At 73.1% G+C, this 26584-nt stretch carries 26 protein-coding genes; 16 read left to right on the top strand and 10 right to left on the bottom strand.

The window, feature by feature from the left end:
• The first annotated feature begins 50 nt into the window (after window positions 1-50).
• The 4 genes from amrb99_RS13510 to amrb99_RS13495 all read left to right on the top strand — a co-directional run bounded on the left by amrb99_RS13510 (window position 51) and on the right by amrb99_RS13495 (window position 3521).
• Entirely contained in the window at window positions 51-1364 is a 1314-nt protein-coding gene (locus tag amrb99_RS13510) for a pitrilysin family protein (protein ID WP_347256663.1), read from the top strand.
• A gap of 429 nt (window positions 1365-1793) precedes the next feature.
• Complete coding sequence (locus amrb99_RS13505) at window positions 1794-2168, top strand: phage holin family protein (protein ID WP_190856272.1); 375 nt, start codon at window positions 1794-1796, stop codon at window positions 2166-2168.
• Window positions 2169-2241: 73 nt separating this feature from the next.
• The gene (gene dapB / locus amrb99_RS13500) at window positions 2242-2982 is read left to right on the top strand and encodes a 4-hydroxy-tetrahydrodipicolinate reductase (protein ID WP_190856271.1); all 741 of its coding nucleotides are present in this window, start codon (window positions 2242-2244) and stop codon (window positions 2980-2982) included.
• The gene (locus amrb99_RS13495) at window positions 2982-3521 is read left to right on the top strand and encodes a transglutaminase family protein (RefSeq protein WP_190856292.1); all 540 of its coding nucleotides are present in this window, start codon (window positions 2982-2984) and stop codon (window positions 3519-3521) included. The genes dapB and amrb99_RS13495 overlap by 1 nt, the downstream gene beginning before the upstream one ends.
• On the opposite strand, the gene amrb99_RS13490 is transcribed toward amrb99_RS13495, so the two are convergent.
• Window positions 3518-3991 (bottom strand): nitroreductase family deazaflavin-dependent oxidoreductase, encoded by a 474-nt coding sequence (locus amrb99_RS13490; RefSeq protein ID WP_190856270.1) that lies wholly within the window; start codon window positions 3989-3991, stop codon window positions 3518-3520. The genes amrb99_RS13495 and amrb99_RS13490 overlap by 4 nt on opposite strands.
• Window positions 3992-4041: 50 nt before the next feature.
• Entirely contained in the window at window positions 4042-4917 is an 876-nt protein-coding gene (locus tag amrb99_RS13485) for a sigma-70 family RNA polymerase sigma factor (RefSeq protein ID WP_190856269.1), read from the bottom strand.
• A gap of 100 nt (window positions 4918-5017) precedes the next feature.
• Here amrb99_RS13485 and amrb99_RS13480 point away from each other — a divergent pair, with 100 nt between their 5' ends.
• Window positions 5018-5869, top strand: a complete 852-nt coding sequence (locus tag amrb99_RS13480; RefSeq protein WP_190856268.1) for a hypothetical protein — start codon at window positions 5018-5020, stop codon at window positions 5867-5869.
• On the opposite strand, the gene ftsH is transcribed toward amrb99_RS13480, so the two are convergent.
• Together ftsH and modA are read right to left on the bottom strand one after the other, a co-directional pair.
• Window positions 5866-7917: an ATP-dependent zinc metalloprotease FtsH gene (ftsH, locus tag amrb99_RS13475; protein ID WP_347256662.1), complete on the bottom strand. Its 2052-nt coding sequence runs from the start codon at window positions 7915-7917 to the stop codon at window positions 5866-5868. The two genes, amrb99_RS13480 and ftsH, sit on opposite strands and share 4 nt — an antisense overlap.
• A gap of 161 nt (window positions 7918-8078) precedes the next feature.
• Window positions 8079-8876: a molybdate ABC transporter substrate-binding protein gene (gene modA, locus amrb99_RS13470; RefSeq protein WP_190856266.1), complete on the bottom strand. Its 798-nt coding sequence runs from the start codon at window positions 8874-8876 to the stop codon at window positions 8079-8081.
• A gap of 164 nt (window positions 8877-9040) precedes the next feature.
• On the opposite strand from modA, the gene amrb99_RS13465 reads away from it, so the two are divergent.
• Together amrb99_RS13465 and amrb99_RS13460 are read left to right on the top strand one after the other, a co-directional pair.
• Entirely contained in the window at window positions 9041-9721 is a 681-nt protein-coding gene (locus tag amrb99_RS13465) for a uracil-DNA glycosylase (protein WP_190856265.1), read from the top strand.
• 116 nt (window positions 9722-9837) lie between these two features.
• Window positions 9838-10872: a hypothetical protein gene (locus tag amrb99_RS13460; RefSeq protein WP_190856264.1), complete on the top strand. Its 1035-nt coding sequence runs from the start codon at window positions 9838-9840 to the stop codon at window positions 10870-10872.
• Here amrb99_RS13460 and amrb99_RS13455 read toward each other — a convergent pair.
• From amrb99_RS13455 to amrb99_RS13440, 4 genes are all read right to left on the bottom strand, one after another.
• On the bottom strand, window positions 10836-11702 hold the full coding sequence (locus amrb99_RS13455) for a 1,4-dihydroxy-2-naphthoate polyprenyltransferase (protein WP_190856263.1): 867 nt from the start codon (window positions 11700-11702) through the stop codon (window positions 10836-10838). The two genes, amrb99_RS13460 and amrb99_RS13455, sit on opposite strands and share 37 nt — an antisense overlap.
• A 43-nt stretch (window positions 11703-11745) precedes the next feature.
• Window positions 11746-13410 (bottom strand): MFS transporter, encoded by a 1665-nt coding sequence (locus amrb99_RS13450; protein WP_347256661.1) that lies wholly within the window; start codon window positions 13408-13410, stop codon window positions 11746-11748.
• A 92-nt stretch (window positions 13411-13502) separates the two neighbouring features.
• Entirely contained in the window at window positions 13503-14057 is a 555-nt protein-coding gene (locus amrb99_RS13445) for a GNAT family N-acetyltransferase (protein WP_190856262.1), read from the bottom strand.
• A gap of 53 nt (window positions 14058-14110) precedes the next feature.
• Window positions 14111-14656: a CGNR zinc finger domain-containing protein gene (locus amrb99_RS13440; protein ID WP_190856261.1), complete on the bottom strand. Its 546-nt coding sequence runs from the start codon at window positions 14654-14656 to the stop codon at window positions 14111-14113.
• 99 nt (window positions 14657-14755) lie between these two features.
• Between amrb99_RS13440 and amrb99_RS13435 the strand changes: the two genes are divergently transcribed.
• Window positions 14756-15046 carry a hypothetical protein gene (locus amrb99_RS13435; RefSeq protein WP_190856260.1) on the top strand — a complete coding sequence of 97 codons (291 nt, stop codon included), beginning with the start codon at window positions 14756-14758 and terminating at the stop codon, window positions 15044-15046.
• Entirely contained in the window at window positions 15043-15396 is a 354-nt protein-coding gene (locus tag amrb99_RS13430; protein WP_190856259.1) for a VOC family protein, read from the top strand. The genes amrb99_RS13435 and amrb99_RS13430 overlap by 4 nt, the downstream gene beginning before the upstream one ends.
• A 66-nt stretch (window positions 15397-15462) precedes the next feature.
• On the opposite strand, the gene amrb99_RS13425 is transcribed toward amrb99_RS13430, so the two are convergent.
• Window positions 15463-16851: a PLP-dependent aminotransferase family protein gene (locus amrb99_RS13425; protein WP_190856258.1), complete on the bottom strand. Its 1389-nt coding sequence runs from the start codon at window positions 16849-16851 to the stop codon at window positions 15463-15465.
• Between amrb99_RS13425 and amrb99_RS13420 the strand changes: the two genes are divergently transcribed.
• Entirely contained in the window at window positions 16850-17872 is a 1023-nt protein-coding gene (locus amrb99_RS13420; RefSeq protein ID WP_190856257.1) for a DMT family transporter, read from the top strand. The two genes, amrb99_RS13425 and amrb99_RS13420, sit on opposite strands and share 2 nt — an antisense overlap.
• Complete coding sequence (locus amrb99_RS13415; RefSeq protein WP_190856256.1) at window positions 17847-18872, top strand: hypothetical protein; 1026 nt, start codon at window positions 17847-17849, stop codon at window positions 18870-18872. The genes amrb99_RS13420 and amrb99_RS13415 overlap by 26 nt, the downstream gene beginning before the upstream one ends.
• A 68-nt stretch (window positions 18873-18940) precedes the next feature.
• On the opposite strand, the gene amrb99_RS13410 is transcribed toward amrb99_RS13415, so the two are convergent.
• Window positions 18941-19171 (bottom strand): hypothetical protein, encoded by a 231-nt coding sequence (locus tag amrb99_RS13410; protein ID WP_190856255.1) that lies wholly within the window; start codon window positions 19169-19171, stop codon window positions 18941-18943.
• Window positions 19172-19538: 367 nt separating this feature from the next.
• On the opposite strand from amrb99_RS13410, the gene amrb99_RS13405 reads away from it, so the two are divergent.
• The 5 genes from amrb99_RS13405 to amrb99_RS13385 all read left to right on the top strand — a co-directional run bounded on the left by amrb99_RS13405 (window position 19539) and on the right by amrb99_RS13385 (window position 26529).
• Window positions 19539-20522 (top strand): hypothetical protein, encoded by a 984-nt coding sequence (locus amrb99_RS13405; protein ID WP_347256660.1) that lies wholly within the window; start codon window positions 19539-19541, stop codon window positions 20520-20522.
• 139 nt (window positions 20523-20661) lie between these two features.
• Complete coding sequence (locus amrb99_RS13400) at window positions 20662-20883, top strand: hypothetical protein (RefSeq protein ID WP_190856254.1); 222 nt, start codon at window positions 20662-20664, stop codon at window positions 20881-20883.
• 224 nt (window positions 20884-21107) lie between these two features.
• The gene (dapA, locus tag amrb99_RS13395) at window positions 21108-22046 is read left to right on the top strand and encodes a 4-hydroxy-tetrahydrodipicolinate synthase (protein WP_190856253.1); all 939 of its coding nucleotides are present in this window, start codon (window positions 21108-21110) and stop codon (window positions 22044-22046) included.
• Window positions 22043-23728 (top strand): RNase J family beta-CASP ribonuclease, encoded by a 1686-nt coding sequence (locus amrb99_RS13390; protein ID WP_190856252.1) that lies wholly within the window; start codon window positions 22043-22045, stop codon window positions 23726-23728. Before dapA ends, amrb99_RS13390 begins: the two co-directional genes overlap by 4 nt.
• 134 nt (window positions 23729-23862) lie before the next feature.
• Window positions 23863-26529 (top strand): DNA translocase FtsK, encoded by a 2667-nt coding sequence (locus amrb99_RS13385; RefSeq protein WP_190856251.1) that lies wholly within the window; start codon window positions 23863-23865, stop codon window positions 26527-26529.
• Window positions 26530-26584: the final 55 nt, after the last annotated feature.

The raw sequence follows: 26584 nt of genomic DNA, 5'->3' as shown, positions 1-26584 counted from the left end.
CCCCCCGACCCGTCCCGTTCCCCGGACCACCATCGAATGCGAGCGACACCGTGACCCTGCCGGCGCGGGCGCAGGAGCCCGGCACCACCACCACGATCCACACCGACGACGCCGGCGCGGTCCGCCGCACCGTGCTGCCCGGCGGGCTGCGGATCATCACCGAGTCGACGCCTTCGGTGCGGTCCGCGGCGTTCGGCGTCTGGTCGGCCGTCGGGTCCCGCGACGAGGCGCCCGCCGACGCCGGCGCCAGCCACTACCTCGAACACGTCCTGTTCAAGGGCACCAGGCGGCGGTCGGCGCTGGAGATCTCCGCCGCCATCGACGCGATCGGCGGCGACCTCAACGCGTTCACCGCCAAGGAGTACACCTGCTACTACGCGCGGGTCCTGGACTCCGACCTCCCCCTCGCCGTCGACGTCGTGTCCGACATGGTCGCCGACTCCGTCAACCGCCCCGAGGACGTCGAGGCCGAGCGCGGCGTGATCCTCGAAGAGATCCACATGCGCGACGACGACCCCGGCGACCTCATCCACGACGAGTTCGCCACCGCGCTCTACGGCGACACCCCCCTCGGCCGCCCCATCCTCGGCACCGAGGACTCCATCAACGCGCTGTCCCGCGACCGCATCCACGTCTACTACCGGGAGCACTACACCCCGTCCAACCTCGTGGTGTCCGTCGCCGGGAACATCGACCACGACGAGGTCGTCCGGCTGGTGTCGGACGCGTTCGCCGGGCACCTGACCGGCGACGCCGAACCCGCCCCGCCCCGCGTCGGCGGCCCCACCGCGCCCGTCGACCCGCGCACCGTCATCATCGACAAGGACACCGAGCAGGCGCACATCGTCCTCGGCGTCCCCGGCGTGTGCCGCACCGACGACCGCCGCTTCGCCCTCGGCGTCCTCAACGCCGCCCTCGGCGGCGGCATGTCGTCCCGCCTCTTCCAGGAGATCCGCGAGAAGCGCGGCCTGGCCTACTCGGTGTACAGCTACACCGCCCAGTACGCCGACTCCGGCATCTTCGGCGTCTACGCCGGCTGCCAGCCCGGCAAGGTCGACGAGGTCCTGTCGATCTGCCGCGACGAGGTGAACCGCGCCGCCGAGCAGAGCCTCACCGAAGAGGAGCTCGAACGCGGCAAGGGCCAGCTGCGCGGCGCCATGGTCCTCGGCCTCGAGGACACCGGCTCCCGGATGAGCCGCATCGGCAAGAGCGAGCTGGTGTACGAGTCGCTGCTCCCGGTCGACGACGTCCTCGCCTGCATCGAGGCCGTCACCCTCGACGACGTCCGCGCCGTCGCCCACGAGATCCTCTCCGCCCCCCACGCCCTCACGGTGATCGGCCCGGTCGGGGATAGGCTCGGCTAGCCCAGGGGGCTGTGTTTTCCCAGGGGGGCGACCCCCTGGAACCCCCGTCACGACGGACGGCCTGTTTCGACGCTCCGCTAGCGCTCCGCGTCGAAACAGGCCGTCCGTCGTCGGGCATGCCCGCTGCGCTCGCTGGCGCTCGCTCCGCGTGCCTACCCGTTTTGCCCAGGGGGGCGACCCCCTGGAACCCCCGTCAACGGTCGGGAGGCTGTTTCCCGCTCCGCTAGCGCTCCGCGCGAAACAGCCTCCCGACCGTCGGGCAGGCCCGCTGCGCTCGCTGGCGCTCGCTCCGCGTGCCTGCCCGTGGCCGGGGCTGGGGTCTGGCCTTCCGTGGGGTTGATCAGCCGGCTGGACCGCTGGGTTCGCTGTGCGTGCCTACCGTGAGGTCGGCCGCGGTTCGGTGTGGGGTGGTGGGGGTATCGGCGCGGGGTGAAGATCCTCATCAGAGTGGTGATCTCGGCGATCGCGCTGTGGGTGGCGGCCGCCGTGGTGGACGGCATCGACGTGCAGGGCGGCAGCGCGGGGGAGAAGGCGCTGACGCTGCTGGTCGTCGCGGTCATCTTCGGCATCATCAACGCGGTGCTGAAGCCGGTCATCAAGGTGCTCGGGTGCGTGTTCTACATCGTCACGCTGGGGCTGATCGCCCTGGTGGTGAACGCGGGGCTGCTCATGCTGACCAGCTGGGTGGCCGGGGAGCTGCACCTGCCGTTCCACGTGGAGTGGTTCTGGCCCGCGTTCTGGGGAGCGATCATCATCGGCCTGGTGAGCTGGCTGCTCAACCTGTTCGTCGCGGACGACGAGTGATCGCGGTGGAACCGGCGCCGGGACGCGGTGCGGCGGCCGGTAGGCTCGTCGCACGCTTCATCGGGAGGAACACGTGATCAAGGTTGGGGTGCTCGGCTCGCGCGGCCGCATGGGGGCCGAGGTGTGCCGGGCCGTGCAGGGCGCGGACGACATGGAGCTCGTCGCCGCCGTCGACCAGGACGACGACCGGGAGCCGCTGACCGCCGCCGAGGTGGTCGTCGACTTCACCCGCCCGGCCGTGGTCATGGACAACCTCAAATGGTGCGTGGACCACGGGCTGCACGCCGTCGTCGGCACCACCGGGTTCGACCCGTCGCGGCTCGACACGGTCCGGTCGTGGCTGACCGGCGGCAAGGGCCCGAACGTGCTGATCGCGCCGAACTTCGGCATCGGCGCGGTGCTGATGATGCACTTCGCGCAGAAGGCCGCCCCGTTCTTCGAGTCCGTCGAGATCGTGGAGCTGCACCACCCGAACAAGGTGGACGCCCCGTCCGGCACCGCGTACCGCACCGCCGAGCTGGTCGCCGCCGCCCGCGCGGAGGCGGGGGTCGCGCCGCCGCCGGACGCCACCACCGAGGAGTTCGACGGCGCCCGCGGCGCCGACGTGGACGGCGTCCATGTGCACGCGGTCCGGCTGTCCGGTGCCGTCGCGCACCAGGAGGTCGTGCTCGGCGGCCACGGCGAGCTGTTCACCATCCGGCACGACTCGATGAACCGCGAGTCGTTCATGCCGGGCGTGCTGCTGGCCGTCCGCAAGGTCGTGGGCGCGTCCGACCGGCTCACCGTGGGCATCGAGTCGCTGCTCGGCCTGTGATGGAGTTCGCCGCCGAGCCCTGGGACTACCTCGCCGCGTCCGAGGCGATCGACATCGAGCACCCGCTCGTCCAGCAGACCGCCTCGGACCTGCGCACCGGCGACGACATCGCGTACGCGCGGGCGGCGTTCGACCATGTCCGCGATCAGGTGACCCACTCGATGGACGCCGGTGACGAGCGGGTCACCTGGCGCGCCTCCGACGTCCTGGAGCAGCGGACCGGGCTGTGCTACGCCAAGTCGAACGCGTACGTCGCGCTGCTGCGGGCCGGCGGCATCCAGGCGGGTCTGTGCTACCAGCTGGTGGACGGGTTCGTTCACGGGCTCACGGCGGCTCTGGTGGACGACCGCTGGGTGCTTCTCGACCCGCGCGGCAACAACGACGAGGTCCACGTGGAGTTCTCCGCGTCGGAGGACCGCCTCGCGTACCCGGCGGTGCCGGTTCTGCCGACGGTCCACGCGGCGCCGCACCCCACCGTCCTGAAGGCCCTCAAGTCGATGCGGAGGCTCTCCGTGGAGGCGCTCCCCACCACCCTCTAGCGGACGCGGGAGAGGCGGACGAAGGGCAGTTCGCGGCCGACGCGGCGGTAGTCGTCCTTGGTGCCGTCGACGATGAAGCCCATGTACCGGAGGAGCCTCGCGGCGGCCCGGGGATGGCGCGGCGCGTAGCGGATCATCAGCTCCCCGCCTTCCTCGGCGTCCAGCGGATGCGCCGTGACGGCGAACCGGCTCCGCCCCACCTGGACGGTCGCCCGGGGCGTCTTCTGAAGGTTGCGGTACCAGTCGGACCGGGGGCCGAAGCCGGAGCAGACGACGTAGTCGTCCCCGGAGTGCTCGACGACCTCCACGACCGCCTGCCGGGGCTCGCCGGACGCGCGGCCCACGTGCTCGAGCAGCAGGAAACGGTCCCCGAACAGCGGGCCGAGGCCCATCCGGTACAGGTGGACGGGCAGCCGGAACAGGGTCCGGCGCAGCCCTGACGGCGGCGCGGGCCGCTTGGGGATCTCCATGGCGCTCCCTCCCCGGTCCGTCCTACCCGCGACGGGCCGGGGAAGTCGCGTCAGTCGAGGACGGCCAGATCGAGGCGCTCCAGGCGGACGGGGTCGGCGAGGATGTCGATCGCGACGATCCGGCCGTCCGCGACGGTGAACGACAGCACCGACGCCGGGCGGTCGCCGTCCATCGACACGACCCCGGCGGTCCCGTTGACCAGCGCGGGACGCGACGTGTAGGCCGCGCTGCGGCTGAACATGACCGCCTGGTCGGCGACCATGCGGGCGCCGCGGAGATGCTGCCGGCCGGCGGCGCCGAGGTCGGCGCGGAGCTCCACGTCCGGGTCGAGGACCGCGACGAGGGCCTCGAAGTCGCCGGCGCGCGCCGCGGCGTGGAAGGCGTCGACGACGGCGCGCTGGCGGGCCGGGTCGCGTTCCGGGACGGGCGAGGCGCCCCTGACCCGGCGGCGGGCCCGGCTGGCGAGCTGCCGCGCCGCGTCCGCGGACCGGCCCACGATCGGCGCGATGTCCTCGAACGGCACCGCGAAGGTGTCGTGCAGCACGAACGCGAGGCGCTCGGCGGGCGTCAGCGACTCCAGCACGACCAGCAGCGCGAGCCCGACGGAGTCGGCGAGCAGCGCCTCCTGCTCGGGGTCGGTGCCGGAGGCCGGCCCGATCACCGGGTCGGGCAGCCGCTCCTCGATGGGGTCCTCGCGGCGGGACGTGCGGGACCGCAGCATGTCCAGGCACACCCGCCCGACGACGGTCGTGAGCCATCCGCCGAGGTTGGCGACCTCGCTGGTGTCGGACCGGCTCAGCCGCAGCCACGCCTCCTGGACGGCGTCGTCCGCCTCCGCCAGCGATCCGAGCATCCGGTAGGCGACCGCCTTCAGGTGCGTCCGGTGCTCCTCGAACCGGTACGCCAGAAAGTCGCGCTCGTCCATCGCAGTCCCCCTCGTCGGCCCCATCCACCACATTGACGGATCGGCCGGGCCGAATGTGACGGCTTGTCGGGTGCGAGAACGTGCCCTTAACGTTCGACGCGTGGACGACTCGATCGCGCGGGACCTGTGGACGGTCCTGGAACCCCTGCACGCGGTGACGTACTTCGAACCGGAATGCCTGGAGGCGAACAAGGAGGCCGGACTGAAGGGCTTCTGGATGGGCTACTTCGGCAGCCGCGCCGCGCCGATGGGCGCGGTCCCGGCGGGCGTGGTCGAGGCGACGTTCTTCGGGTTCCATCCGTCCCGGGTGCGGCGGGCCGTCCCGGACGCGTGGCGTTTCGCCTCGCCCGAGCGCATCCTCGGGATACGGGGCGCGGCGGCGGCGCGGGCCCTCCGCCGGATCGTGCCGGGGATCGAGCGGACGGCCGCCGAGACGGCGCCGGCCCTGCACCGCGCGGTCGCGGAGGCGGACGCGGCGGGGCGCCCGCTGTTCGGCGCCAACCGCGACCTGGACGTCCCGGACGACCCCGTCGAGGCGCTCTGGCAGGCCGCCACGGCGCTGCGCGAGCACCGCGGCGACGGGCACGTGGCCGTCCTCACGAGCGAGGGGCTCGACGGGCTGACCTCGAACGTCCTCGCCGCCGCCGTCGGCGCGGTCACCTCCGACCAGATGCTGATCAGTCGGGGCTGGTCGCGGGAGCAGTGGGACGAGGCGGCGGACGCCCTCGCCGCCCGCGGCCTCGTGGAGGGCGGCACCGCGACCGGCGCGGGACGGTCCCTCAAGGCCCGCATCGAGGAGCGCACCGACGCGCTCGCCGCCCCGCCCTACCGCGCCGTCGACGACCCGAAGGCCCTCTACGACCTGCTGGTCCCCGCCGCGGAGGCCGTGGCCGACGCGGGGGAGATGCCCTACCCCAACCCGATCGGGCTGCCCCGCGTCGGCCGCGCCTAGCCGCGCGTGGGGGTCTTGGAGAGGTCGACCTCGGTGATGCTGCGGGTGATCCCCGCGGCGGAGTAGGCGGCCTCCTCGTCGAGGGTCTCGGCCTCCAGCAGCGCGGCGGCGAGCGAGTCGAGCTGGTCGCGGTGCGCGCGCAGCGTCTCGAGGGCCTCGGCGTAGCACTCGTCGACGATCCGGCGGGCCTCCAGGTCCACGGCGTCCAGGGTGCCCTGGGCGGCGTACTGGCCCATCGGCTCCATGCCGTCGGACGGCAGGATCGACAGCGGGCCGACCTTCGGGGACATGCCCCAGCGGCCCACCATCCCGCGCGCGATCTTGGTGACCTGCTCCAGGTCGCTCTCCGACCCGGTGGTGATCACGCCGAACACCAGCTCCTCGGCGGCCATCCCGCCGAGCGCGCCGATGATCCGGCCGCGCAGGTACCGCTCGTCGTAGGCGTAGCGGTCGCTGTCGGGCGTGGAGACGGTGACGCCGAGGGCGCGGCCGTGCGGCACGATCGTGATCTTGCGGACGGGGTCGGCGCCCGGCTGCAGCATGCCGAGCAGGCCGTGCCCGGACTCGTGGTAGGACGTGCGGCGCCGCTCCTCGTACGGCATGACCAGCGCGCGGCGGGTGCCGAGCTGCACCTTCTCCAGCGCGGTCTGGAAGTCGTCCATGTCGACCGCGCTCTTCTCGCGCTTGACGGCGAGCAGCGCGGCCTCGTTGACGAGGTTGGCCAGCTCGGCGCCCGTCATGCCGGGCGTCATCTTCGCGACCGAGAGGATGTCGGCGTCGCCGCCGAGCGGGACCTCGCGGGTGTGCACCCGCAGGATCGCGACGCGGCCGTCCAGGTCCGGCGGCGACACCGCGACCTGCCGGTCGAACCGGCCGGGCCGCATCAGCGCCGCGTCGAGGATGTCGGGGCGGTTGGTGGCGGCGATGACCACGACGCCCTCGGAGCCGGAGAAGCCGTCCATCTCGGTGAGGATCTGGTTCAGCGTCTGCTCGCGCTCGTCGTGCCCGCCGAGGCTGGCGCCGCTGCCGCGGGTCCGCCCGATGGTGTCGATCTCGTCGATGAAGATGATCGACGGTGCGGTCTTGCGGGCCTCGGTGAACAGCTCGCGGACGCGGGCGGCGCCGACGCCGACGACCATCTCGATGAACTCCGACGCGGCGGCGGAGTAGAACGGCACGTCGGCCTCGCCGGCGACGGCGCGGGCCAGCAGCGTCTTGCCGGTGCCGGGCGCGCCGGTGAGCAGCACGCCGCGCGGGACGCGGGCGCCCATCCGGCGGTACTTGCCGGGGTCCTTGAGGAAGTCGACGACCTCGCTGAGCTCGGCCTCGACCTCGTCGATGCCGGCGACGTCGGCGAAGGTGGCGCGCTTCTCGTCGGGCGCGACGGGCTTCGGCGAGCGGCCGAAGCCGCCCATGATCCCGCCGCCACCGCCGCCGGTCATCCGGCGCTGCAGCCACACCATGACGCCGATCCACAGGCCGACGAACAACAGCGTGGGCAGCAGCGACAGCGCCAGGTTGGCGAGCAGGCCGCGGTCCTCGTTGACGGGCTTCGCCTCGACCGCGACGCCCTTGCTCACCATCTCGGTGTAGATCTTGTCGTCGGCGAACGCGGGGCGCAGCGTCTCGAACGCGGTGTAGGTCTTCTTCGGGTCCTTCTGCCCGGGGACCTGCTGCGCGCTCTTCAGCTTGCCCTGGATCTGGTAGCCCTTGGTGTAGACGTCCTTGACGTTCCCGGCCTGCACCTGCTGGGTGAAGGCGGTGTAGGGGACGCTCACCTTGTCCTGCCGGCCGGTGTAATGCATCGAGACGTAGCTCAGCCCGAACACCACGAGCAGCAGCAGCCAGAACAGGGAGGTGTTGCGGCGGGGACGCCAGCCGCCGAAGCCGCCGCCGGCCTTCTTCGGCCGCTCGGGCACGCCCTCGGCGCGCCAGGGCCGCTCGGGGTCGTTGCGCGGCGGCACCGACTCGCGCCGGTCGCGCTCCGTGGAACCTGCACGCTGCGCCGCCGCCTCGCTCGGCTGTGGCGCGGGTCGCTTGGACGGCACGTCTGGCATCTCCCGGTACGCATCGCTCGCGCGTGGCACGAGTGATCGGCTTCAGCGGAGTCCCGGTTCGGGGCTCCGGGGTGGTAAACGGGATTCCGGTACGAGACGTTCCCGTGCCGTATCAGCGGTGGGCGAACGCACACTCCGGGACGTGGCGCGGGTCACTGCGGGCCGTCGGGGGCGGTGAACCCGTACTTGTGGAACAGCCGCTGCGCCTCGGGCGTGACCAGCCAGGACACGAAGTCGTCGGCGTCCCGGCGGTGCGGCCCCTCCCTGACCGCCGCCGCGGAATAGGTCGCGGTGACGTTCTGGGCGGCCGGAATCGGAACGCTGCTGACCGCGACCCCGGCGGACCGGAGGTCGGTGATGTAGACCACGCCGGCGTCGGCGTCGCCGACGCGGATCTCGTCCAGCACGGCCCGGGAGCTGATCTCCTCGGCGCTCGTCCGGACGGTCACCCCCGCCTTCGCGAACGCCTGGCGGGTGTAGCGGCCGATCGGCACGGACGAGGCGCCCGCGACGACCCGCAGCCCCCGCCGCTCCAGGTCGCCCAGGCCCTGGATGCGCCTGGGGTTGCCGGGGCCGACGGCGATGGTGAGCGAGTTGCCGCAGATGGCCCGGCGGTGGCCGTCGAGGTACCGGTCGGCCTGGTCCAGGCTGGCGGTGTCGGCGGTCGCCAGCACGTCGCCGGGGTCGCGCTCGGCGAGCCGCTCCGCCATCTCCGCCGAACCGCCGAACTCCGGCCTCACCCGGACGTCCGGGTGCGTCTGGCGGTAGGCCGTGCTCATCTCGCCGAACACCTCGGTGAGCGACGAGGACGCCAGCACCGTCAGCGTCACGGGCCCGGACGAGCCGCCGCACCCGGCGGCGAGGCCGGCCAGGACGACCGGGACGAGCAGGGCGGACGCGCGGGCACGCCCGACGGCGCCGGAAAGGCGCGCTCGGGGGGAGTCGGGCATATCGCAGAATCCTAGGGACGGACCCGGTCCGTCCTCGGGATTCGGCCCTCAGCGTGTCGGCACCGCCCGAGGGCGCCCGCCACTCCCGCCGATCGTCTCCGGCGTGTCGGTGCCCGGCGCTACTGTTCCCTCAACCCAGATCACTTTCCCCGGAGGCACGGACGATGTCCCTCGACCTGATGGAACTGCTCCCCGCCGACTGGAGGCAGCGGCTCGACCCGCTGCTCGACCCGGTCGCCACCGCCGCGCTGGGCGCCTTCGTGGCGGGGGAGTACGACGGGCAGACCGTGTACCCGCCCCGCGAGGACCTGTTCAACGCGTTCCGGCACTGCCCGTTCGACCGGGCCCGGGTGCTGATCCTCGGCCAGGACCCCTACCACGGCCCGGGCCAGGCGCACGGGCTCAGCTTCAGCGTCCGCGAGGGCGTGCGGCTGCCTCCGTCGCTGCGCAACATCTACAAGGAGATGGCCTCCGACCTGGAGATCCCGCCCGCCGTGTCCGGCGACCTCACCCCGTGGGCCGACCAGGGCGTCCTGCTGCTGAACGCGGTGCTGACCGTGCGCGGCGGCGACGCCGGGTCGCACGCGGGCAAGGGCTGGGAGGACTTCACCGACGCCGCGATCCGCGCGCTGAACGACAAGACCGACCGCGTCGTGTTCGTGCTGTGGGGCGCCTACGCCCGCAAGAAGGCGCGGCTCATCACCGGCCCGCAGCACACCGTGATCGAGTCCGCGCACCCGAGCCCGCTGAGCGCGAAGAAGTTCTTCGGGACGCGCCCGTTCAGCGCCGTGAACAAGGCGCTGGTCGACGCCGGCCAGCCCGAGATCGACTGGAGCCTCGCCTGACCGCGGCGGGCTGAGCGCCGCACCGGGCCCGCCTCACCCGCGAGGACGAGGCGGGGCGGGTCCGGTTCCCCACGCGGCGGGAGGCGCGCCGGAGCCCGCGCAGCGATGCTCGGGGCATGACCGTTCCAGCCGATCCAACCGAGCCCTTCGCCGGGAACGCGCCGGCCCGGGGCCCGGGCGCCCTGCGGCTCGCCGTCTGCGCGGCGACCGTGGCCGCCTGCGTCCCCTACCTCTCCATCAAGATCGCCTGGCTGTCCGGCAGCACCGTCGGATGGAACGACGCCGCGGCGGCGCGGGACTCCGTCCTGTACGTCGGGAACGCGATCACGCTGGGCATGGACGCGTTGGCGGTGCTGGTCGCCTGCGCGTTCACGTTCCCGTGGGGACGGCGCGTCCCGGCGTGGCTGCTGCTGCCGCCGATCTGGGTCGCGACCGGGCTGCTCGCGCCGATCGCGCTCGCCGTCCCGCTGGGGACGGCGATCCAGAGCCTGGCGTCCACGGAGCCCGTGACGGGGACCGGGAACGGCTTGCAGGGGTGGGTGTACGGCGTCGTCTACACGGGGTTCACGCTCCAGGGGATCGGGCTGCTCACCGCCTTCGTCCTCTATGCGCGGAGGCGGTGGCCCGGCGTGTTCACCGTCCGCACCGTGGACGTCCCCACAGGCCCGACCCGATCGCTGCAACTGCTGCTGGCGCGCGGAGCGGTCGTTCCGGCCGCCGTCTGCGCGGCCGTGCACTTCTTCTGGGGGTTCGGCGGGACGGCGGGGCTCCCGCACGACCTGGCGGCCGACCGGAACGCACCGCAGCAGGTCCTCGACGGTGTGTGGGGCCTGCTCGCGCTCGGAGGCGCCGTGGGGCTCCTCGCGCTGGCCGGGCGCGCGCGCCGTCCGGCCCGGTTCGTCCTGCCGTTGGCCGCGGTCTGGGTAGGCGCGGGCGCGATGTTCGCCTGGTCGCTGTACGGACTGATCGTGACGCTGGCGGCGGCGGACGCGCTGGGCGCCGACACGGCGCCGGTGAGCGGCCTGGTCGCGCTCGGCGGCACGCTCACCGGGCTCGTCGCCGCGCTGACCGGCGCGTTCCTGCTCGCCGAGCACGGCGGTGCCCGGCGCGCGGCTCAGAGCGCCAGGCCGATGGCGAGCAGCACCCCGTAGGCGATCTGGAGGCGGCCGGTCTCGCCCAGCACCGGGATCAGGGCGGGGCCGGACGCGCCGCCCAGCACCTTCTGCGTCGGCGGGATCGACAGCGGCGCGGCGAGCAGCGCGATCAGCGCCCACGGGTGCGGCGCGGCCAGCACCAGCACGAACATGAACGGCAGCGCGGCGCACGCGGCGTACATGATCCGGGTGCGGCGGTCGCCGAGGACGACCGCGAGCGTCCGCTTGCCGGACTCGCGGTCGGTGGGGATGTCGCGCAGGTTGTTGGCGACCAGCAGCGCGCAGGCGAGCAGGCCGACCGGCACCGCCGCCGCCCAGCCCTCCCAGGGCAGCTTCTCGGCCTGCACGTAAACGGTCCCGACGACGGCGACGAGGCCGAAGAACACGAAGACCGACACCTCGCCGAGGGCCCGGTAGCCGTACGGGGTCTTGCCGCCGGTGTAGAACCACGCGGCGAGGATCGCGACCGCGCCGACCAGCAGCAGCCACCAGGTGGTGACGGCGGCGAGAACCAGCCCGGCCACGGCGGCGGCCAGGAAGCAGCCGAGCGCGGCGGCGAGGACCTGCTTGGGCGGCGCGACCTTCGAGCCGACGAGGCGCAGCGGCCCGACGCGGTCCTCGTCGGTGCCGCGGATGCCGTCGCTGTAGTCGTTGGAGTAGTTCACGCCGATCTGCAGGACGAGCGCGACGAACGCCGCCAGGAGCGCGCGCCACCAGATGGCGTGGTCCACGCCGATCGCGACGCCGGTGCCGACGACGACGGGAACGAGGGACGCGGGAAGGGTGCGGGGCCGCGATCCGGCGACCCATTGGTTCAGCGTGGCCACAGTTACCGCTCGTTCTCGTGGGACGACAGGGGTTCAGGGGGTGTCAGCCGCCCTGGGGTTCCGATTCTTCCCGATGTCGATCAGTGCTCGGGCGCAGCCGGAGCGAGAGGATCAGCCCGGCGGCGAGGATCGCGGCGGTCGTGAGCGCGGCGTGCCTGGTCGCGACGGCGAGGCTCGCGTCCGCGGCGTGCGCCTCGACCGCCGTGCCGGGACTGTCGTGAAGATCACGTCCGTACGTCCCGGCGCTCTCGCGCAGGTGCCGGGTCACCGACGCCTGCACGTCGGGCGCCAGCGCCGTCCCGGCGAGCCGGTCGCTCATCGCGTGCCCGAGGCTGGTGGCGAACACCGTCCCGATCAGGGCGATGCCGAGGGCGGCGCCGACCTGCCGCGCGGTGGACTGCGTGCCGGACGCCTGCCCGGCCTGCGCCGGCGGGACGTCCGCGAGCGAGACGTTGGTGAGCTGCGCCGACGTCAGGCCGAGGCCTAGGCCGTACAGCAGCATCCAGGGCGCGAGCCCGAACCCGCCGGTCGTCGCGGACACGGTGACGGCGAGGGCGAGGACGGCGGCGACCTCCAGCACCATGCCGATCTGCACGACCCGGTGCGCGCCGCGCTTGTTGGCGAGCTTGCCCGCGTACCCGCCGGTGAGGAACGCCCCGAGGGCCAGCGGCAGGATCGCGACGCTGATCTGCAGCGGGTTCGTGCCGTGCACGCCCAGCAGGAACAGCGGCAGGATGAACAGCAGCCCCAGCTCGCCCACGTTGATCAGGGACGAGGCGAGGTTGCCGTGCCGGAAGTTCGGGATCCGGAACAGGTCGAGGTCCAGCATCACCGGACGGCCCGCCGCCGCCCGCGCCCGCTCGACCACCACCAGCGCCGCGATCAGCACGACCCCGAGCGCGATCACCACCGGGACGGGCGACAGCCCGGTGCCCGGCCACTCGAACCCGCCCACCGAGAACCGCCGGGTGGCCGCCCACCAGCCGTACGTCTGGCCCTCGATCAGCCCGCACACCAGCGCGGCGAGCCCGAGCGCGGACAGCGCCGCCCCGGACCAGTCGATCTCGCGCAGCGTGCCCCGCGCGGCGGCGCCCGCCCCGCGGGTCTCCGGCATCAGCCGGAACGCGGCCGCGATGAGCGCCGCGCCGAGCGGCACGTTGATTCCGAACGCCCAGCGCCAGCCGCCGCCGGTCGCGACGGCCCCGCCGATCAGCGGCCCGAGCGCGGCCATCCCGCTGATCATCGAGCCCCAGATCCCGAACGCGATGGCACGGTCCCGTCCGGTGAACACCGCGTTCACCGTGGACAGCGTCGCGGGCAGGACCATCGACGCGCCGACGCCCTGCGCCGCCCGCGCCGCCACCAGCGCGCCGCCGCCGCCCGCCGCCGCGGCGGCGAGGCTCGCGAGCGCGAACACCGCCACGCCGAGCACGAACATCCGGCGCCGCCCGAACAGGTCGCCCGCGCGGCCGAACGGGATCAGCAGCGCCGCGAACACCAGCGAGTACACCGAGGTGATCCACTCCGCGCCGGCGGTCGTCAGGTCCAGGTCGGACACGATCCGCGGCAGCAGCACGCCGACGATGGTGGCGTCCACGACGACCAGCGACACGCCCAGGCTGATGACGACCATGCCGAGCCACCGGCGGTGGTCGGCGCTCGGCGGCGTCGCCGGGGCATGCGGCGACAGGGAGGTGGACTCGGGCACGGCCTCAACGATATGGCCGGACGGGCCGTGCCCCTCACCGACCCCTGCCGAACAGCGCCCCTATCGAACGGTGATGTCAGCGAACGGTGATGTCAGCGAACGGTGATGTCGGTGTGGAGCCGGACCTGGCGGACGGGCTCGCCCATGTCGAGGGTGCGGGCCGTCCCGTCCGGCGCCCAGCCGGCGCCGCCGAGGAACGCCCGGGTGACCTCGTCCTTCTCGAAGGCCCAGCTGATCAGGGTGGTGAAGCCGTCCTCGCGGAGCAGGTCGACGGTGGCGGCGAGCAGCCGGCTGCCGTGCCCGGCGCGGGCGTGCAGCGGGTCGACCAGCAGGGTGATCAGCTCGGCCGTGGTCGCGGCGTCGAGGTCGGGGTCCTCGGCGGGCGCGTGCGCCGCGAACCCCACGACCAGATCGGACGCGACCGCGACGAGCAGCCGGTGCCGCGGGCTCGGCGGGTTCGCCGCCGCGTCCGCCCACCGCTCCCGCCACGCCTCCAGCGCGTCCGGGCCGGTCACCCGGTCGAGGACGCCGGCGGGGAGCAGGTCGCGGTAGGCGTGCCGCCAGGCGCGCACCTGGATGTCGGCGACGGCGGCCGCGTCCGCGCGCCGCGCTTCCCGCACCCCCGCATCGGCCCCACCACCGGTCATGGCAGCCCCTCTCCCTGGACGATCACCGCACACCCTAGGGCCCGGGCACCGGGTCAGGCGCGGTTGCGGGCCCGGTAGGCGCGGGTCTTGGTGCGGTTGCCGCAGGTGCGCATCGAACACCAGGACCGCGACCGGTTCTTGGACGTGTCGAGGAACGCCCAGCGGCAGGTGCCCTCCTGGCAGACCTTGAGGCGCGGCCACGTCCCGGCGGCGGCGGCGTCCATGATCGCGGCGGCGAGGCGGGCGAGTCCCGCGGCGGCCGTCGCGGGCGGGTCGAGCGGGACGAGCGCGGGCCGCGGCCCGGTGAGGTCGACGCGCAGCGGCAGCGCGGCGAGCGCGTCCTCCAGTTCGCCGGGGAAGCCGGCCTCCTGCGGCCCGTGGTGGGCGGCCATGGCCTCGCGCAGGCCCTCGCGCAGGGTGATCGCGGTGCTCAGGTCGGCGGGTCCGGCGGGCGTCCCGGGAGGGACGAGCCCGCGCCCGGCCAGCCATCCGGCCAGCGCCTCCGGCGCGGGGAGGCCCTCGGTGCCGGAGTCGACGTCCAGCGTGTTGACGAAGTCCTGCAGCAGCAGGGCCGGGTCGTCGGTCTGCGCGTCCGTCATCGTCCCTCCACCCGTCCGTGAGCAGCCTACCAACCGTCGACACCAGTGAACGGGTTTGAGTGGTTGCACGATTCCGACACCACCGTTACCGTTTCACTGGTGTCAACGAAGGGAGGCGCGATGAACGCGCTGCCGTACCTGGCGGACCTCGCGACCCGGCACGCCTGGGCCGAACGGGAGTTCGCCCGACTGCAGGCCGACATCGTCGAGGCGCGGCTCACCGCCGGCGCCCTGGCGAGGGAGCGCGCGGCGCGCAGGCGGGCCCGGCTCGGCGCCCGGCTCCGCGCCCTGCGCCCGGCGCGTCCGGTCCGCCGTCCCGAGCCCGTGCACTGCCGCCGCGCCGCCGCGCGCTCGGTCCGGATCGCCCGTCCCGTGGGAGGAGCCCGATGACCGGCCTGAAACTCGGCGTCGTGGTCGACTGCGCCGACCCGGAGGCGCTGGCCGCGTTCTGGGGCGGGCTGCTCGGCGTGCGGACCGCCGCCGCCGAGGACGGCTGGCTCGATCTGGAGCCGGCCGGCGAGGGCGGCCCGGTCCTGTCGTTCCAGCGCGTCCCGGAGCGCAAGACGGTCAAGAACCGGATCCACTTCGACCTGGACGTCCCCGACATCCACGCCGCCGGCGAGCGCGCCGCCCGCCTCGGCGCGACCCCGGCCGGCGAGCCGATGGGCGACCCGCGGGCCCCCTTCCGGGTGTGGCGCGACCCGGAGGGCAACGAGTTCTGCTTCTGCACGGCGCCCTGACCGCCCTGACTGCTCTGACCGCCCGACCGTCCTGACGGCCATCGCCCCTGGCCGTCCGGCGGGACGTCAGCGCAGGACGGTGGCGAGGCGCCGGACGCCCTCCGCCAGCTCCGCCTCCGACGACGCGCTGCCGTAGCTCAGCCGCAGGAAGGGCGCGGGCGGCTCGGCGGGGAAGAACGGCCTCCCCGCGCTGACCAGCACGCCCGCGCGCAGCGCGGCCTCGGCGACGGCGACGTCGTCGAGGCCGTCCGGCAGCCAGACCCACAGGTGGAGGCCGCCCGCCGGACGGTTCGGGCGCAGCTCCGGCAGGTCGCGGGCGAGCGCGGCGCGCAGCGCGTCGCGGCGCGCCGGCAGCGCCGTCCGCAGCGCCCGGAGGTGCCGCGGCCAGCCGGGCGAGCTGACGAGTTCGAGCAGCGTCTCCTGCAGCGGCCGGGGGGGAAAGAACTCCTCGACGAGCTGCGTCGCGCGGATCCGCTCGGCGACCGGGCCGCGCGCGATCACCGCGGCGATCCGCAGGCTGGGCGCGGTGGCCTTGGTGAGCGAGGCGATGTGCACGACCCGGCCGTCGGCGTCCTGCGCGATCAGCGGCGGTGGAGGCGGGTCGATGCCGAGGTGGCGCGCGTAGTCGTCCTCCACCACGAAGGCCCCGGCGGCGCGCGCGATGTCGAGGACGCGCGCGCGCCGGTCGGCGCTCAGCACCGCCCCGGTCGGGTTGTGGAAGGCCGGCTGGCAGTAGAACGCCCGCGCGCCGCTCATCGCGAACGCCTCCGCGAGCAGGTCGGGGCGGACGCCGTCGGCGTCCACCGGCACGGGGACGGGCCGCAGCCCGCTCGCCCGCGCGACGGCCAGCACGCCGAGATACGTCGGCGACTCGACCAGGACGGGCGCGCCGGGCGGGAGCAGCGCCCGCAGCACGGTCGTGAGCGACTGCTGCCCGCCGTTGGTGACGGTCACGTCGCCGGGGGACACGCCGCCGCCGACGCTGCGGGCGAACCAGGCGCGCAGTTCGGGCACGCCGCCGGGGCGGGGCATGTCCCACGCGTTCGGCCGCCGGGCCGCCCGCCCCGCGGCGTTCGCCAGGGCGCGGACCGGCTGCAGGCTCGGGTGCGGGTAGCCGCCGCTGAGCGCGACGGCGCCCTCCGGCGGCGGGGTGAGCAGCCAGGACACGCCCGCCGCGTCCACCGAGCGGCCGGCGAGGGCCACCGCCTGCCAGCCGAAGTCGGCGGGTTCGGACGCGGGGGAGGGCCGGCGCGCGGCGAACGCGCCCGCGCCCGGGCGCGTGACGACCAGGCCCTCGGCGGCGAGCAGCCCGATGGCCCGCGACACCGTGACGGGGCTGACGCGGTGCCTTTCGACCAGCGCCCGGCTCGACGGCAGCCGCTCGCCCGGGCTCAGCCGGCCCACCTCGGTCCGCAGCGCGTCGGCGAGTGCCGCCACACTGCTATCGTTATTCATGAGGAACAAGGATAGCGCTACTGCCTCCAGCCCGGTAGCGGCGACGAGGCCGGGGATCGGCATCTGGCTCGCCGCGCTGGGCGTGCTGATCTTCTCTTTCACCCTTCCGGGCACCGAATACGGGCTGGAGGGCCTCGACCCCTACCTGATCGGGGTCGGCCGGTCGGCCGCCGCGAGCGTCCTCGCCGCGATCGCACTGCTATCGGTCCGGTCCCGCCGGCCGCGCGGCCGCGAGTGGGGCGCGCTCGCCGTCGCGGCCGCCGGGGTGGTCTTCGGGTTCCCGATCCTGTCCACGCTCGCGCTCGACCGGGGCGCCTCGTCCTCCCACTCGGCGGTCGTGGTCGGGCTGCTCCCGGCGGCGACCGCCGTCCTCGGCGTGCTGCGCGCGGGCGAGCGCCCGTCCCGCGCCTTCTGGCTCGCCGGTGCCGCCGGCGCCGCCTGCGTCACCGGCTTCGCGCTGATCCGGGGCGCCGGCCGGTTCAGCGCCGCCGACCTGCTGCTGTTCGGTGCGCTGCTGGCCGCCGCCGCGGGCTACGCCGAGGGCGGCCGCCTCGCCCGCGACATGCCCGGCTGGCGGGTGATCTCCTGGGCGCTCGTCCTGGCGGCGCCGATCACGGTCCCGGTGACCGGCGGCCTGCTCGCGACGACGCACCCGCACTGGACGGGCCACGCCGTGCTCGGCTTCGGCTACGTGACCGCCTTCTCCGCCTACCTCGGCTTCTTCGCCTGGTACGAGGGGCTGGCGCGGGCCGGGATCGCCCGCGCGAGCCAGGTCCAGCTCGCGCAGCCGGTGATGACGCTCGGCTGGTCGTGGCTGCTGCTCGGCGAGTCGATCGACGCGGTGACCGTGCTGGGCGCCGCCGGCGTCCTCGTCTGCGTGGCCCTGACCCAGCAGACGCGGGTGCGCCGCGCCCCCTCCGCCTTCCCGGTCGTGTCCGGGACGCCCACAATGGACGGTAGGGCGTCACGAGACGGTGACCATCGAGGAGCCTTGCATGGCCGACAAGCCGACCGTTCCTGAGGGCGGGTTCTGGCCCGCCCCGGACATCCCGCAGCCGAACATCTACCCGATGGAGTGGCGGGTCGAGACCGACAAGCTCGCCGCGATCTACGAGAAGTCGAAGCGGACCGTCTGGAACCCCGCCGACCTGCCGTGGGACGAACTGCGCCCGGACGGGTTCCCGCCGGAGCAGCGCCTCGGGCTCATGTACTGGTTCGCGGTGCTCGCCAACTTCGACGCCTCCGGGCCCGCGGTGTTCGCCCGCGCGACCATCCACGCGTTCGAGCAGCACGAGGAGGACCCGGTCCGCAAGTGCTTCTTCTCCATCACCCGCGACGAGATGAACCACGAGGAGTGCTGCCAGCGGTCGATCGCGCGGATCTGGCCGGGCGGGCCGCTCGACTGGACGCCGCGGACCGACCTGGAGAAGGCCGCGCACAACAACATCGGCTGGCTCTACCACAACGGCGGCCGCTACTGGCACGGCTACAACAGCGCCGTCCGCAAGTACTCGCTGGCCGTGCTGTTCACCAGCTTCATGATGGGGGAGATGGCCGCGTCGACGCTGTTCCGCGGCATGGCGTCCGGCACCCGGCATCCGCTGTTCGGCGAGATGTTCAAGCGGATCGGCCGGGACGAGTCGCGGCACCTGCAGATCTGCATGACGATCCTGGAGAACGAGTGGCCCGGCCTCACCGAGGACGTCAAGGGCCAGATCACCAAGCAGCTGCGGGCCGGCTTCGTGTTCCTGTCGATGATCCTCTGGGAGCCGCCGAAGGGCTTCTGGGACCTGCCGCCCTACTTCCTGCACAACCACCGCGTGCTGATGGACCACGCCCGCGACGCGGGCCTCGGCGTGCTGTCGTTCGACGAGCAGGCGGAGAACTGGCGGGTCGCGATCGCCCGCGTCCGCGCGATCGTGGAGCGCTGGGGCATCGAGTTCCCCGCGATCCCCGAGCTGGACATCTCCGGCGTCGACGTCAGCGGCATCGAGGCTGAGGACATCATCCCGGTCTTCTGAAGGCGGTGCGTTCGGCGCCGGGCGCCCGGCGCCGAACGCACCGCGAAGAGTTCTCGGTCCTTGACGGTTCAGTCTTTGACGATCTGGGCCAGCAGGGTGACGACGCCGACTCCGACCCCGATCGGGATCGCGGCCTGCGGGGCCATCGCGGTCAGAGCGCCGGCGCCGATCGCCACGAGGACGATCAGGAGCGCCCGGGTGCTGAGCAGTGCCTCGCGAGGGGGAACGACTCCCCGTCCCCGGGCCGACTTCGTCGGTAGCAGGGGTCTCGGTTCGGCCTGGTCAGGTCGTGCTCGCATGTCGGTTCGACCTCCATCCCGGTATTTCGGAACAGGATCGGGGCGGCCCCCCATTCGAGACCCAGTCGAGACCGGAAGCCCGGCACCGCTAGGCCGCCTCGTCACCCAAGAATTCCCCCGGTGTCAACGCTTTCCGCACCCGGCGCGCGGTTCGGGGGCAATCATGATCGACCCATGGCCGACGCGTGCCCTCCGGCTTGCCGGACGCGGACCCGGCGGCCTCCACGGCGCCCGAAGTGCCGGATCGATACGCGATCATTGCCGGATGGCGGGGATGAGGCGGTCTGGCAGGATAGGGCGGTCTGGCGGGAGACGGCGCGGAGGCCGGCGCGGCGCGCTGCGGTGGGCGGGCTGGACGGCCGCGTACGTGCTGGGGCTGGTCGCGCTCACCTTCTCCGGCGCGTGGACGTGGTGGCAGTCCGAGCCGGAGGCGCGCGGCACCGAGGCGAACGCGCTGTGGGCCAGGCACCAGTGGGTGGGGGAGCCGCACACCGACGCCGAGTACCGGGCGCTCGCGGAGCTCCTCAAGCAGAACCGCATCACCGACGTGTTCTTCCACTCCGGGCCGTTCGAGGCGGATGGGACGGTCCCCGCGGCCAAGTACCGGTACGCGAAGCGGCTCAACGACGCCGTCCACAAGTACGCGCCGGGCGTGCGGACCCAGGCGTACCTGGGCCAGATCCGCACGGTGGACGGCAAGGGAGTCATCGAGCTCGACGACACCGCCGTTCGGGTGCGCGTCGCGAGCACCGCGGCGGACCTCCTCGACGTCGGCTTCGACGGGATCCACTACGACTTCGAGCCGATCTACCCCGACGACCGGGCGTTCCTCGCGCTGCTGGAGAAGACCCACGAGCTCACCCGCTCCCGCGGCCGCCTGCTGTCGGTGGCGCTGGAGCAGCCGACGCTCGTGGACGCGGCGCAGCCCGTCTACAAGGCGCTGCTCCCGCGCACGGGCCCCTGGCACTATCCGCCGCGTCCCACCGACGCCTTCCTGCGGAAGGTCGCCCGGCGCGTCGACCAGGTGGCGATCATGACCTACGACGTGTCGCTGCCGACGCAGTCGCTCGCGGGCTGGCACTTCGCCCGGCACACCCGCCACACCCTCGAATTGATCGGCGATCAGGTCACGGTCTTCATGGGCGTGCCCACCTATCGGCCCTTGATGGACTGGGCTGAGAATCTCACCGTCGCCCTCCGTGGTGTACGGCGCGGAATCGGCGAGCTCAAACGCCCGCCGAAGCGCCCGTACGGCGTCGGCGTGTACGCGGACTGGACCACATCGCCGGCCGAATGGGCCCGATATCGCGCGACATGGCTGCCCGCGACGACAGAAAAAGTTGGCCGCTGAGAAACCCGGCCGACTACGTACCGATTTCTCCGTATGCCCAGGTAAGAAGGGGTGTATAGCGGGACATGGGCGGGGTACGGATCGGTGCGGTGAAGCGGGCCGTACCGGCGGCTGGCAAGGGAAGCGGAGGACGAGGCCGATGCGCATTCAGCAGACCGCGCGGCATGACGCCGACCGGCTCAGCGAGCTGTCAGCCGAGTTCGCCGGATGGCGGATCGGGCGGGGCGGGTCCGGCCACTGGTGGGCGGTCCGGGGCAACGATCTCGTGCGCACGCCGGACGTCGAGGAACTGCGCGGCCGGCTGCGCGAACTGACCGGAGGGTCACGTTATCCAACCGAGTCCGGGAAGTGGCCGGACTGACCCCGTAACGAGGCATTTGCGTGCCACGATGTCGGGTGTGGGAGCCGCCGCCACGCGTACCCCCGAGCGTGTGGCGGCGGCTTCTTCCATGCCCGCTTCGCGCCCGCCGCCACGCCCGCCCCGAGCCCGGCCCGCGGGGCCGCCGGAGCCCCCGTCCCGACCCGGCCGCCGAACCCCTCGACCTGCGGCTCCAACCCGGCGGCCGGAACGGTACCGTTCGATGCATGGCACCCAGCACATCGACCGACGCCCCGTTCGGGCGGATGCTGACCGCGATGGTCACGCCGTTCCTGCCGGACGGCGGAGTCGACTACGACGGCGCCGCGCGCCTCGCGACCCACCTGGTCGACGAGCGGCGCCACGACGGCCTGGTCGTCAACGGGACGACCGGCGAGTCGCCGACGACGAGCGACGACGAGAAGAGCACGCTTCTGCGCGCGGTCATCGAGGCGGTCGGCGACCGCGCCGTGATCGTCGCCGGTGCCGGAACCAACCACACCGAGCACACCCTGAAACTCGCGCGGCAGGCCGAGGCCGCCGGCGCGCACGGTCTGCTCGTGGTCACCCCGTACTACAACAAGCCGCCGCAGGAGGGCCTGATCCGCCACTTCACGGCGGTGGCCGACGCGACGGGCCTGCCGAACATGCTCTACGACATCCCGGGGCGCGCCGGGGTGCCGATCCAGAACGACACGCTGATCCAGCTCGCCGAGCACCCGCGGATCATCGCCGTCAAGGACGCCAAGGGCGACCTGTTCGGCGCGTCCCGGGTGATGGCGGAGACCGATCTGGTCTGGTACTCCGGCGACGACGTGCTGAACCTGCCCTGGCTGTCGGTCGGCGCCGCCGGGTTCGTCAGCGTGGTCGGCCATGTCGTGGGAACCGAACTCCATGAGATGATCGACGCATACCGCGCCGGTGAGCATGGGCGGGCGCTGGAGATCCACCGGCGGCTGCTGCCCGTGGTCACCGCGATCATGACCCGTACGCAGGGCGCCATCGCCGTCAAGGCAGCGCTGAACCTGCTGGGCCTCCCCGGGGGCGGCGCGCTGCGCGCCCCGCTGGTGGAGGCCACGCCGGAGTTCGCGGCGCGCCTGCGCGAAGACCTCACGATAGGGGGAGTCAAAGTGCCGGAGGTCGTCATTCCGGAGGTCGCCCGGTGAGTCATCCTCACCCGGAGCTCTCGGACCCGCCCGCGCCGCCCGAGGGCGGTCTGCGCATCGTCGCGCTCGGCGGGCTGGGGGAGATCGGCCGCAACATGACGGTCTACGAGTACGGCGGTCGCCTGCTCGTCGTCGACTGCGGTGTGCTCTTCCCCGAGACCGAGCAGCCCGGCATCGACCTGATACTGCCGGACTTCGAGTACATCAGGGACCGCCTCGACGACATCGAGGCCGTCGTCCTCACGCACGGGCACGAGGACCACATCGGCGCGGTCCCGTACCTGCTGCGCGAGCGCCGCGACATCCCGCTGGTCGGCTCGCGGCTCACGCTGGCCCTGCTGGAGGCCAAGCTCACCGAGCACCGCATCAAACCGGTCACCGACGTGGTGGCCGAGGGCGAGCGGCGCACGTTCGGGCCGTTCGAGTGCGAGTTCTTCGCCGTCAACCACTCGATCCCGGACGCCCTCGCGCTCGCCGTCCGCACGTCCGCCGGGCTCGTCCTGCACACCGGCGACTTCAAGATGGACCAGCTGCCGCTGGACGGCCGGCTCACCGACCTGCCCGGGTTCGCCCGGCTCGGCACCGAGGGCATCGACCTGCTGCTGTCGGACTCGACCAACGCCGAGGTCCCGGGCTTCGTCACCAGCGAGCGCAACATCGGCCCGGTCGTCGACGAGGTGTTCCGCACCGCGCAGGAGCGGCTCATCGTCGCCTGCTTCGCCTCCCACGTGCACCGCGTGCAGCAGGTGCTGGACGCGGCCGTCGCCAACGGCCGCAAGGTGTGCTTCGTCGGCCGCTCGATGGTCCGCAACATGGGCGTCGCCCGCGAGCTGGGCTACCTGAACGTCCCCGAGGACGTGATGGTCGACCAGAAGGAGCTGGACGACATCCCCGGCGACCGGCTGGTGCTGGTGTGCACCGGCTCGCAGGGCGAGCCGATGTCGGCGCTGTCGCGGATGGCCAACCGCGACCACTCGATCCGCATCACCGACCGCGACACCGTGATGCTGGCGTCCTCGCTGATCCCGGGCAACGAGAACGCGGTGAACCGCGTGATCAACGGCCTCACCCGGTGGGGCGCGCGGGTCGTGCACAAGGGCAACGCGCTGGTGCACGTGTCGGGGCACGCGTCGGCGGGCGAGCTGCTGTACGTGCTGAACGTGACGAAGCCGAGCAACTTCATGCCGATCCACGGCGAGTGGCGGCACCTGCGGGCGCACGCCAAGCTCGCCGCGCTCACCGGCGTGCCGGACGACAACATCGTCATCGCCGAGGACGGCGTCGTCGTCGACCTGGTGGACGGGCGGGCCCGGATCGTCGGCGCCGTCCCGGCCGGGTACGTGTACGTGGACGGGCTCTCGGTCGGCGAGGTCACCGAGACCTCGCTGAAGGACCGCCGGATCCTCGGCGAGGAGGGCTTCGTCTCCATCGTCGTCGGCATCGACTCGACCTCCGGCAAGCTGGTGGCCGGGCCCGAGGTGCACGCCCGCGGCGCCGGCATCGTCAACGAGGACTTCGACGAGATCATCGAGCGGATCGAGGGCGTGCTGGCCGGCGCGGCCGGCGACGCCGTGAACGACACGCACCAGATCAGCCAGCTGATCCGGCGCACGGTCGGCAAGTGGGTGAGCGACAACTACCGCCGCCGCCCCATGATCATCCCGGTGGTCGTCGAGGTGTAGCCGCCGCCCGGGACGGCCGTGCCGCGCACCGCGCGCGGCCGTCCCGGGCCGCGTCGTGCCCGCTCGTCCGGTATGGGCAACACGCCCGTTCGCCGTCCCGGGAACCCGGACGCTCCTTGGTTACTCTCATGAGCATGGCCACACGTGCGTCCGGGGGAGCGAAGACCACCTCCTCGCGTACCGGGGGCAGCGCGGCTCGCAAACCCGCAGGGCCGACCCCCCGGAAGCGAACGAACGGCAGCGCCAGGAGCGGTGGAGCGAAGGGCGGTGGAGCGAGGAGCGGGGCCAAGGGCGGCGCGGGCCGGGGATCCGGCCGGGGCCGCCCGCCGCAGAAGCCGGACCCGATCTCGCAGGCCGTCCTCGGCTTCTTCAAGCTGCTGTTCAAGCTGTACCTGCTCGCGGCGGTCGCCGTCGGCTCGATCTTCCGCGCCTACGGCGACGGCGCCCGCAACCTCGATCCCGAGCACCGGCGCGACGGGCTCGGGCTCGCGCTGCTCGGCTCGTCGATCGTGCTGGCGTCGGTGACCTGGTTCCGGCCGGACGGCGTCGTCACGATCGCGCTGGAGAAGGTCGTACGCGGCGGCATCGGCATCGTGGCCATGGCGCTGCCGGTGGTGCTGGCGCTGCTGGCGTGGCGGACGCTGCGCCATCCCGAGCAGAACGAGGAGACCGGGCGCGTCGTCATCGGCCTGACCGCGCTCACCGTCGGGGTGCTCGGCATCCTGCACATCGCGGCGGGCATCCCGTCGCCGGCCAAGGACATGGCCGGCGTGCGCGACGCGGGCGGCGTCGTCGGCTGGCTGGTGTCGGCGCCGCTGGACGCCGCGCTCAGCGGCTGGGTGGCGGTGCCGCTGCTGCTCCTGCTGTCGGGGTTCGGGCTGCTGGTCATCACCGCGACCCCGATCGCGAAGGTGCCCGAGCGGGTCGGCGACCTGTGGGCGGTCGCGACGCTGCAGGGCCGCCCGGAGCGCCCGTCCGACGCGTCGGACGAGGAGCCCGAGGCGCCGAAGAAGCGCCGCCGCAAGAAGAAGGCGGACGAGGCCGAGGACGAGCTGGAGGTCGGCGAGCACTCGCGGCCGTACGACACGCCGCTGCTGGAGGACGAGCCGAAGCGCCCGGACCGGCCGAGCCGCGACCTCGCGGACGAGCTGTTCGAGCCGGACCCGTTCGGCGGGGACGTCCCGCCGCCGGCGCCGCCGATCGACGACGTGCCCCCGCCGGCCGACCCGGTCCTGGAGGAGCCCGCGCCGCCCGAAGAGCCCGCGCACGGCGACGTCCCGGACCCGACCCCGGCGCCGCGCAGCTCCGAGCAGCTCCCGCTGTCGTCGTCCGGCGAGATCTACGTCCTGCCGGACCCGGCGGCGCTGCGGCCGGGCAGCGTGGCCAAGCCGCGCACGAAGGCCAACGACACGGTGGTCAACGCGCTCACCGGCGTGCTGGAGCAGTTCGACATCGACGCGCAGGTCACCGGGTTCACCCGGGGGCCGACGATCACCCGGTACGAGATCGAGCTCGGTCCCGCGGTGAAGGTGGAGAAGGTCACCGCGCTGACCAAGAACATCGCGTACGCGGTGAAGAGCGCGGACGTGCGGATCATCTCCCCGATCCCCGGCAAGTCGGCGATCGGGGTGGAGATCCCGAACACCGACAAGGACATCGTCAGCCTCGGCGACGTGCTGCGCTCCCCGGCGGCGACCAACGAGCACCACCCGATGGTGGTGGGGCTCGGCAAGGACGTCGAGGGCCGCACCGTGGTGGCGAACCTCGCGAAGATGCCGCACATCCTGATCGCGGGCGCGACGGGCGCGGGCAAGTCGACCTGCATCAACGGGCTGATCACGTCGGTGCTGATGCGGGCGACGCCGGACGAGGTGCGGATGATCCTGGTCGACCCGAAACGGGTCGAGCTGACCATGTACCAGGGCATTCCCCACCTGATCACCCCGATCATCACGAACCCCAAAAAGGCGGCGGAAGCCCTCGAATGGGTCGTCGGCGAAATGGACCGCCGGTACGACGACCTCGCCGCGTCCGGGTTCCGGCACATCGACGACTTCAACAAGGCGGTGAAGGCGGGCAAGCTCACCGCGCCGCCCGGCAGCGAGCGCGTCTACACCCCCTACCCCTACATGCTGGTGATCGTCGACGAGCTCGCCGACCTGATGATGGTCGCGCCGCGCGACGTCGAGGACTCGGTCGTCCGCATCACCCAGCTCGCCCGCGCCGCCGGAATCCACCTGGTGCTCGCGACGCAGCGCCCGTCCGTCGACGTCGTCACCGGCCTCATCAAGGCCAACGTGCCGTCCCGGCTGGCGTTCGCGACGTCCTCGCTGTCCGACAGCCGCGTCATCCTCGACCAGCCGGGCGCGGAGAAGCTCGTCGGGCAGGGCGACGCGCTGTTCCTGCCGATGGGCGCGAGCAAGCCCATGCGGATCCAGAACGCCTACGTGTCGGAGAAGGAGATCCACTCGGTCGTCGACCACTGCAAGGCGCAGATGGAGGCGAACTACCGGGAGGACGTCGCCGAGTCGTCCGCGCCGAAGAAGGAGATCGACGAGGAGATCGGCGATGACATGGACCTGCTCGTCCAGGCGATCGAGCTGGTGGTGTCGACGCAGTTCGGGTCCACCTCGATGCTGCAGCGCAAGCTGCGCGTCGGCTTCGCCAAGGCGGGCCGGCTGATGGACCTGATGGAGAGCCGCGACATCGTCGGGCCGAGCGAGGGCTCCAAGGCGCGCGACGTCCTCGCCAAGCCCGACGACCTGCCGGGAGTGCTCGCGGAACTGCGCGGCGGGGGCTGACCGGGCGTTCCCCCGCGGCGCACTTACCGCGGGGGAACAACGGAATGTCGGCGCG

The sequence above is a fragment of the Actinomadura sp. RB99 genome, from assembly GCF_014706005.1.
In the GTDB taxonomy this organism is placed as follows: Bacteria; Actinomycetota; Actinomycetes; order Streptosporangiales; family Streptosporangiaceae; genus Spirillospora.
This window is presented reverse-complemented; position numbering and strand designations above follow the sequence as displayed.

What these genes read in the sequence shown, in the direction of transcription:
- amrb99_RS13495 (WP_190856292.1), top strand. Translation starts at nt 2,982, where the DNA reads ATGGAGTTCGCCGCCGAGCCCTGGGACTACCTCGCCGCGTCCGAGGCG.
- amrb99_RS13490 (WP_190856270.1), bottom strand. Translation starts at nt 3,991, where the DNA reads ATGGAGATCCCCAAGCGGCCCGCGCCGCCGTCAGGGCTGCGCCGGACC.
- amrb99_RS13485 (WP_190856269.1), bottom strand. Translation starts at nt 4,917, where the DNA reads ATGGACGAGCGCGACTTTCTGGCGTACCGGTTCGAGGAGCACCGGACG.
- modA (WP_190856266.1), bottom strand. Translation starts at nt 8,876, where the DNA reads ATGCCCGACTCCCCCCGAGCGCGCCTTTCCGGCGCCGTCGGGCGTGCC.
- amrb99_RS13465 (WP_190856265.1), top strand. Translation starts at nt 9,041, where the DNA reads ATGTCCCTCGACCTGATGGAACTGCTCCCCGCCGACTGGAGGCAGCGG.
- amrb99_RS13460 (WP_190856264.1), top strand. Translation starts at nt 9,838, where the DNA reads ATGACCGTTCCAGCCGATCCAACCGAGCCCTTCGCCGGGAACGCGCCG.
- amrb99_RS13445 (WP_190856262.1), bottom strand. Translation starts at nt 14,057, where the DNA reads ATGACCGGTGGTGGGGCCGATGCGGGGGTGCGGGAAGCGCGGCGCGCG.
- amrb99_RS13440 (WP_190856261.1), bottom strand. Translation starts at nt 14,656, where the DNA reads ATGACGGACGCGCAGACCGACGACCCGGCCCTGCTGCTGCAGGACTTC.
- amrb99_RS13430 (WP_190856259.1), top strand. Translation starts at nt 15,043, where the DNA reads ATGACCGGCCTGAAACTCGGCGTCGTGGTCGACTGCGCCGACCCGGAG.
- amrb99_RS13420 (WP_190856257.1), top strand. Translation starts at nt 16,850, where the DNA reads ATGAGGAACAAGGATAGCGCTACTGCCTCCAGCCCGGTAGCGGCGACG.
- amrb99_RS13425 (WP_190856258.1), bottom strand. Translation starts at nt 16,851, where the DNA reads ATGAATAACGATAGCAGTGTGGCGGCACTCGCCGACGCGCTGCGGACC.
- amrb99_RS13415 (WP_190856256.1), top strand. Translation starts at nt 17,847, where the DNA reads ATGGCCGACAAGCCGACCGTTCCTGAGGGCGGGTTCTGGCCCGCCCCG.
- amrb99_RS13410 (WP_190856255.1), bottom strand. Translation starts at nt 19,171, where the DNA reads ATGCGAGCACGACCTGACCAGGCCGAACCGAGACCCCTGCTACCGACG.
- amrb99_RS13400 (WP_190856254.1), top strand. Translation starts at nt 20,662, where the DNA reads ATGCGCATTCAGCAGACCGCGCGGCATGACGCCGACCGGCTCAGCGAG.
- dapA (WP_190856253.1), top strand. Translation starts at nt 21,108, where the DNA reads ATGGCACCCAGCACATCGACCGACGCCCCGTTCGGGCGGATGCTGACC.
- amrb99_RS13385 (WP_190856251.1), top strand. Translation starts at nt 23,863, where the DNA reads ATGGCCACACGTGCGTCCGGGGGAGCGAAGACCACCTCCTCGCGTACC.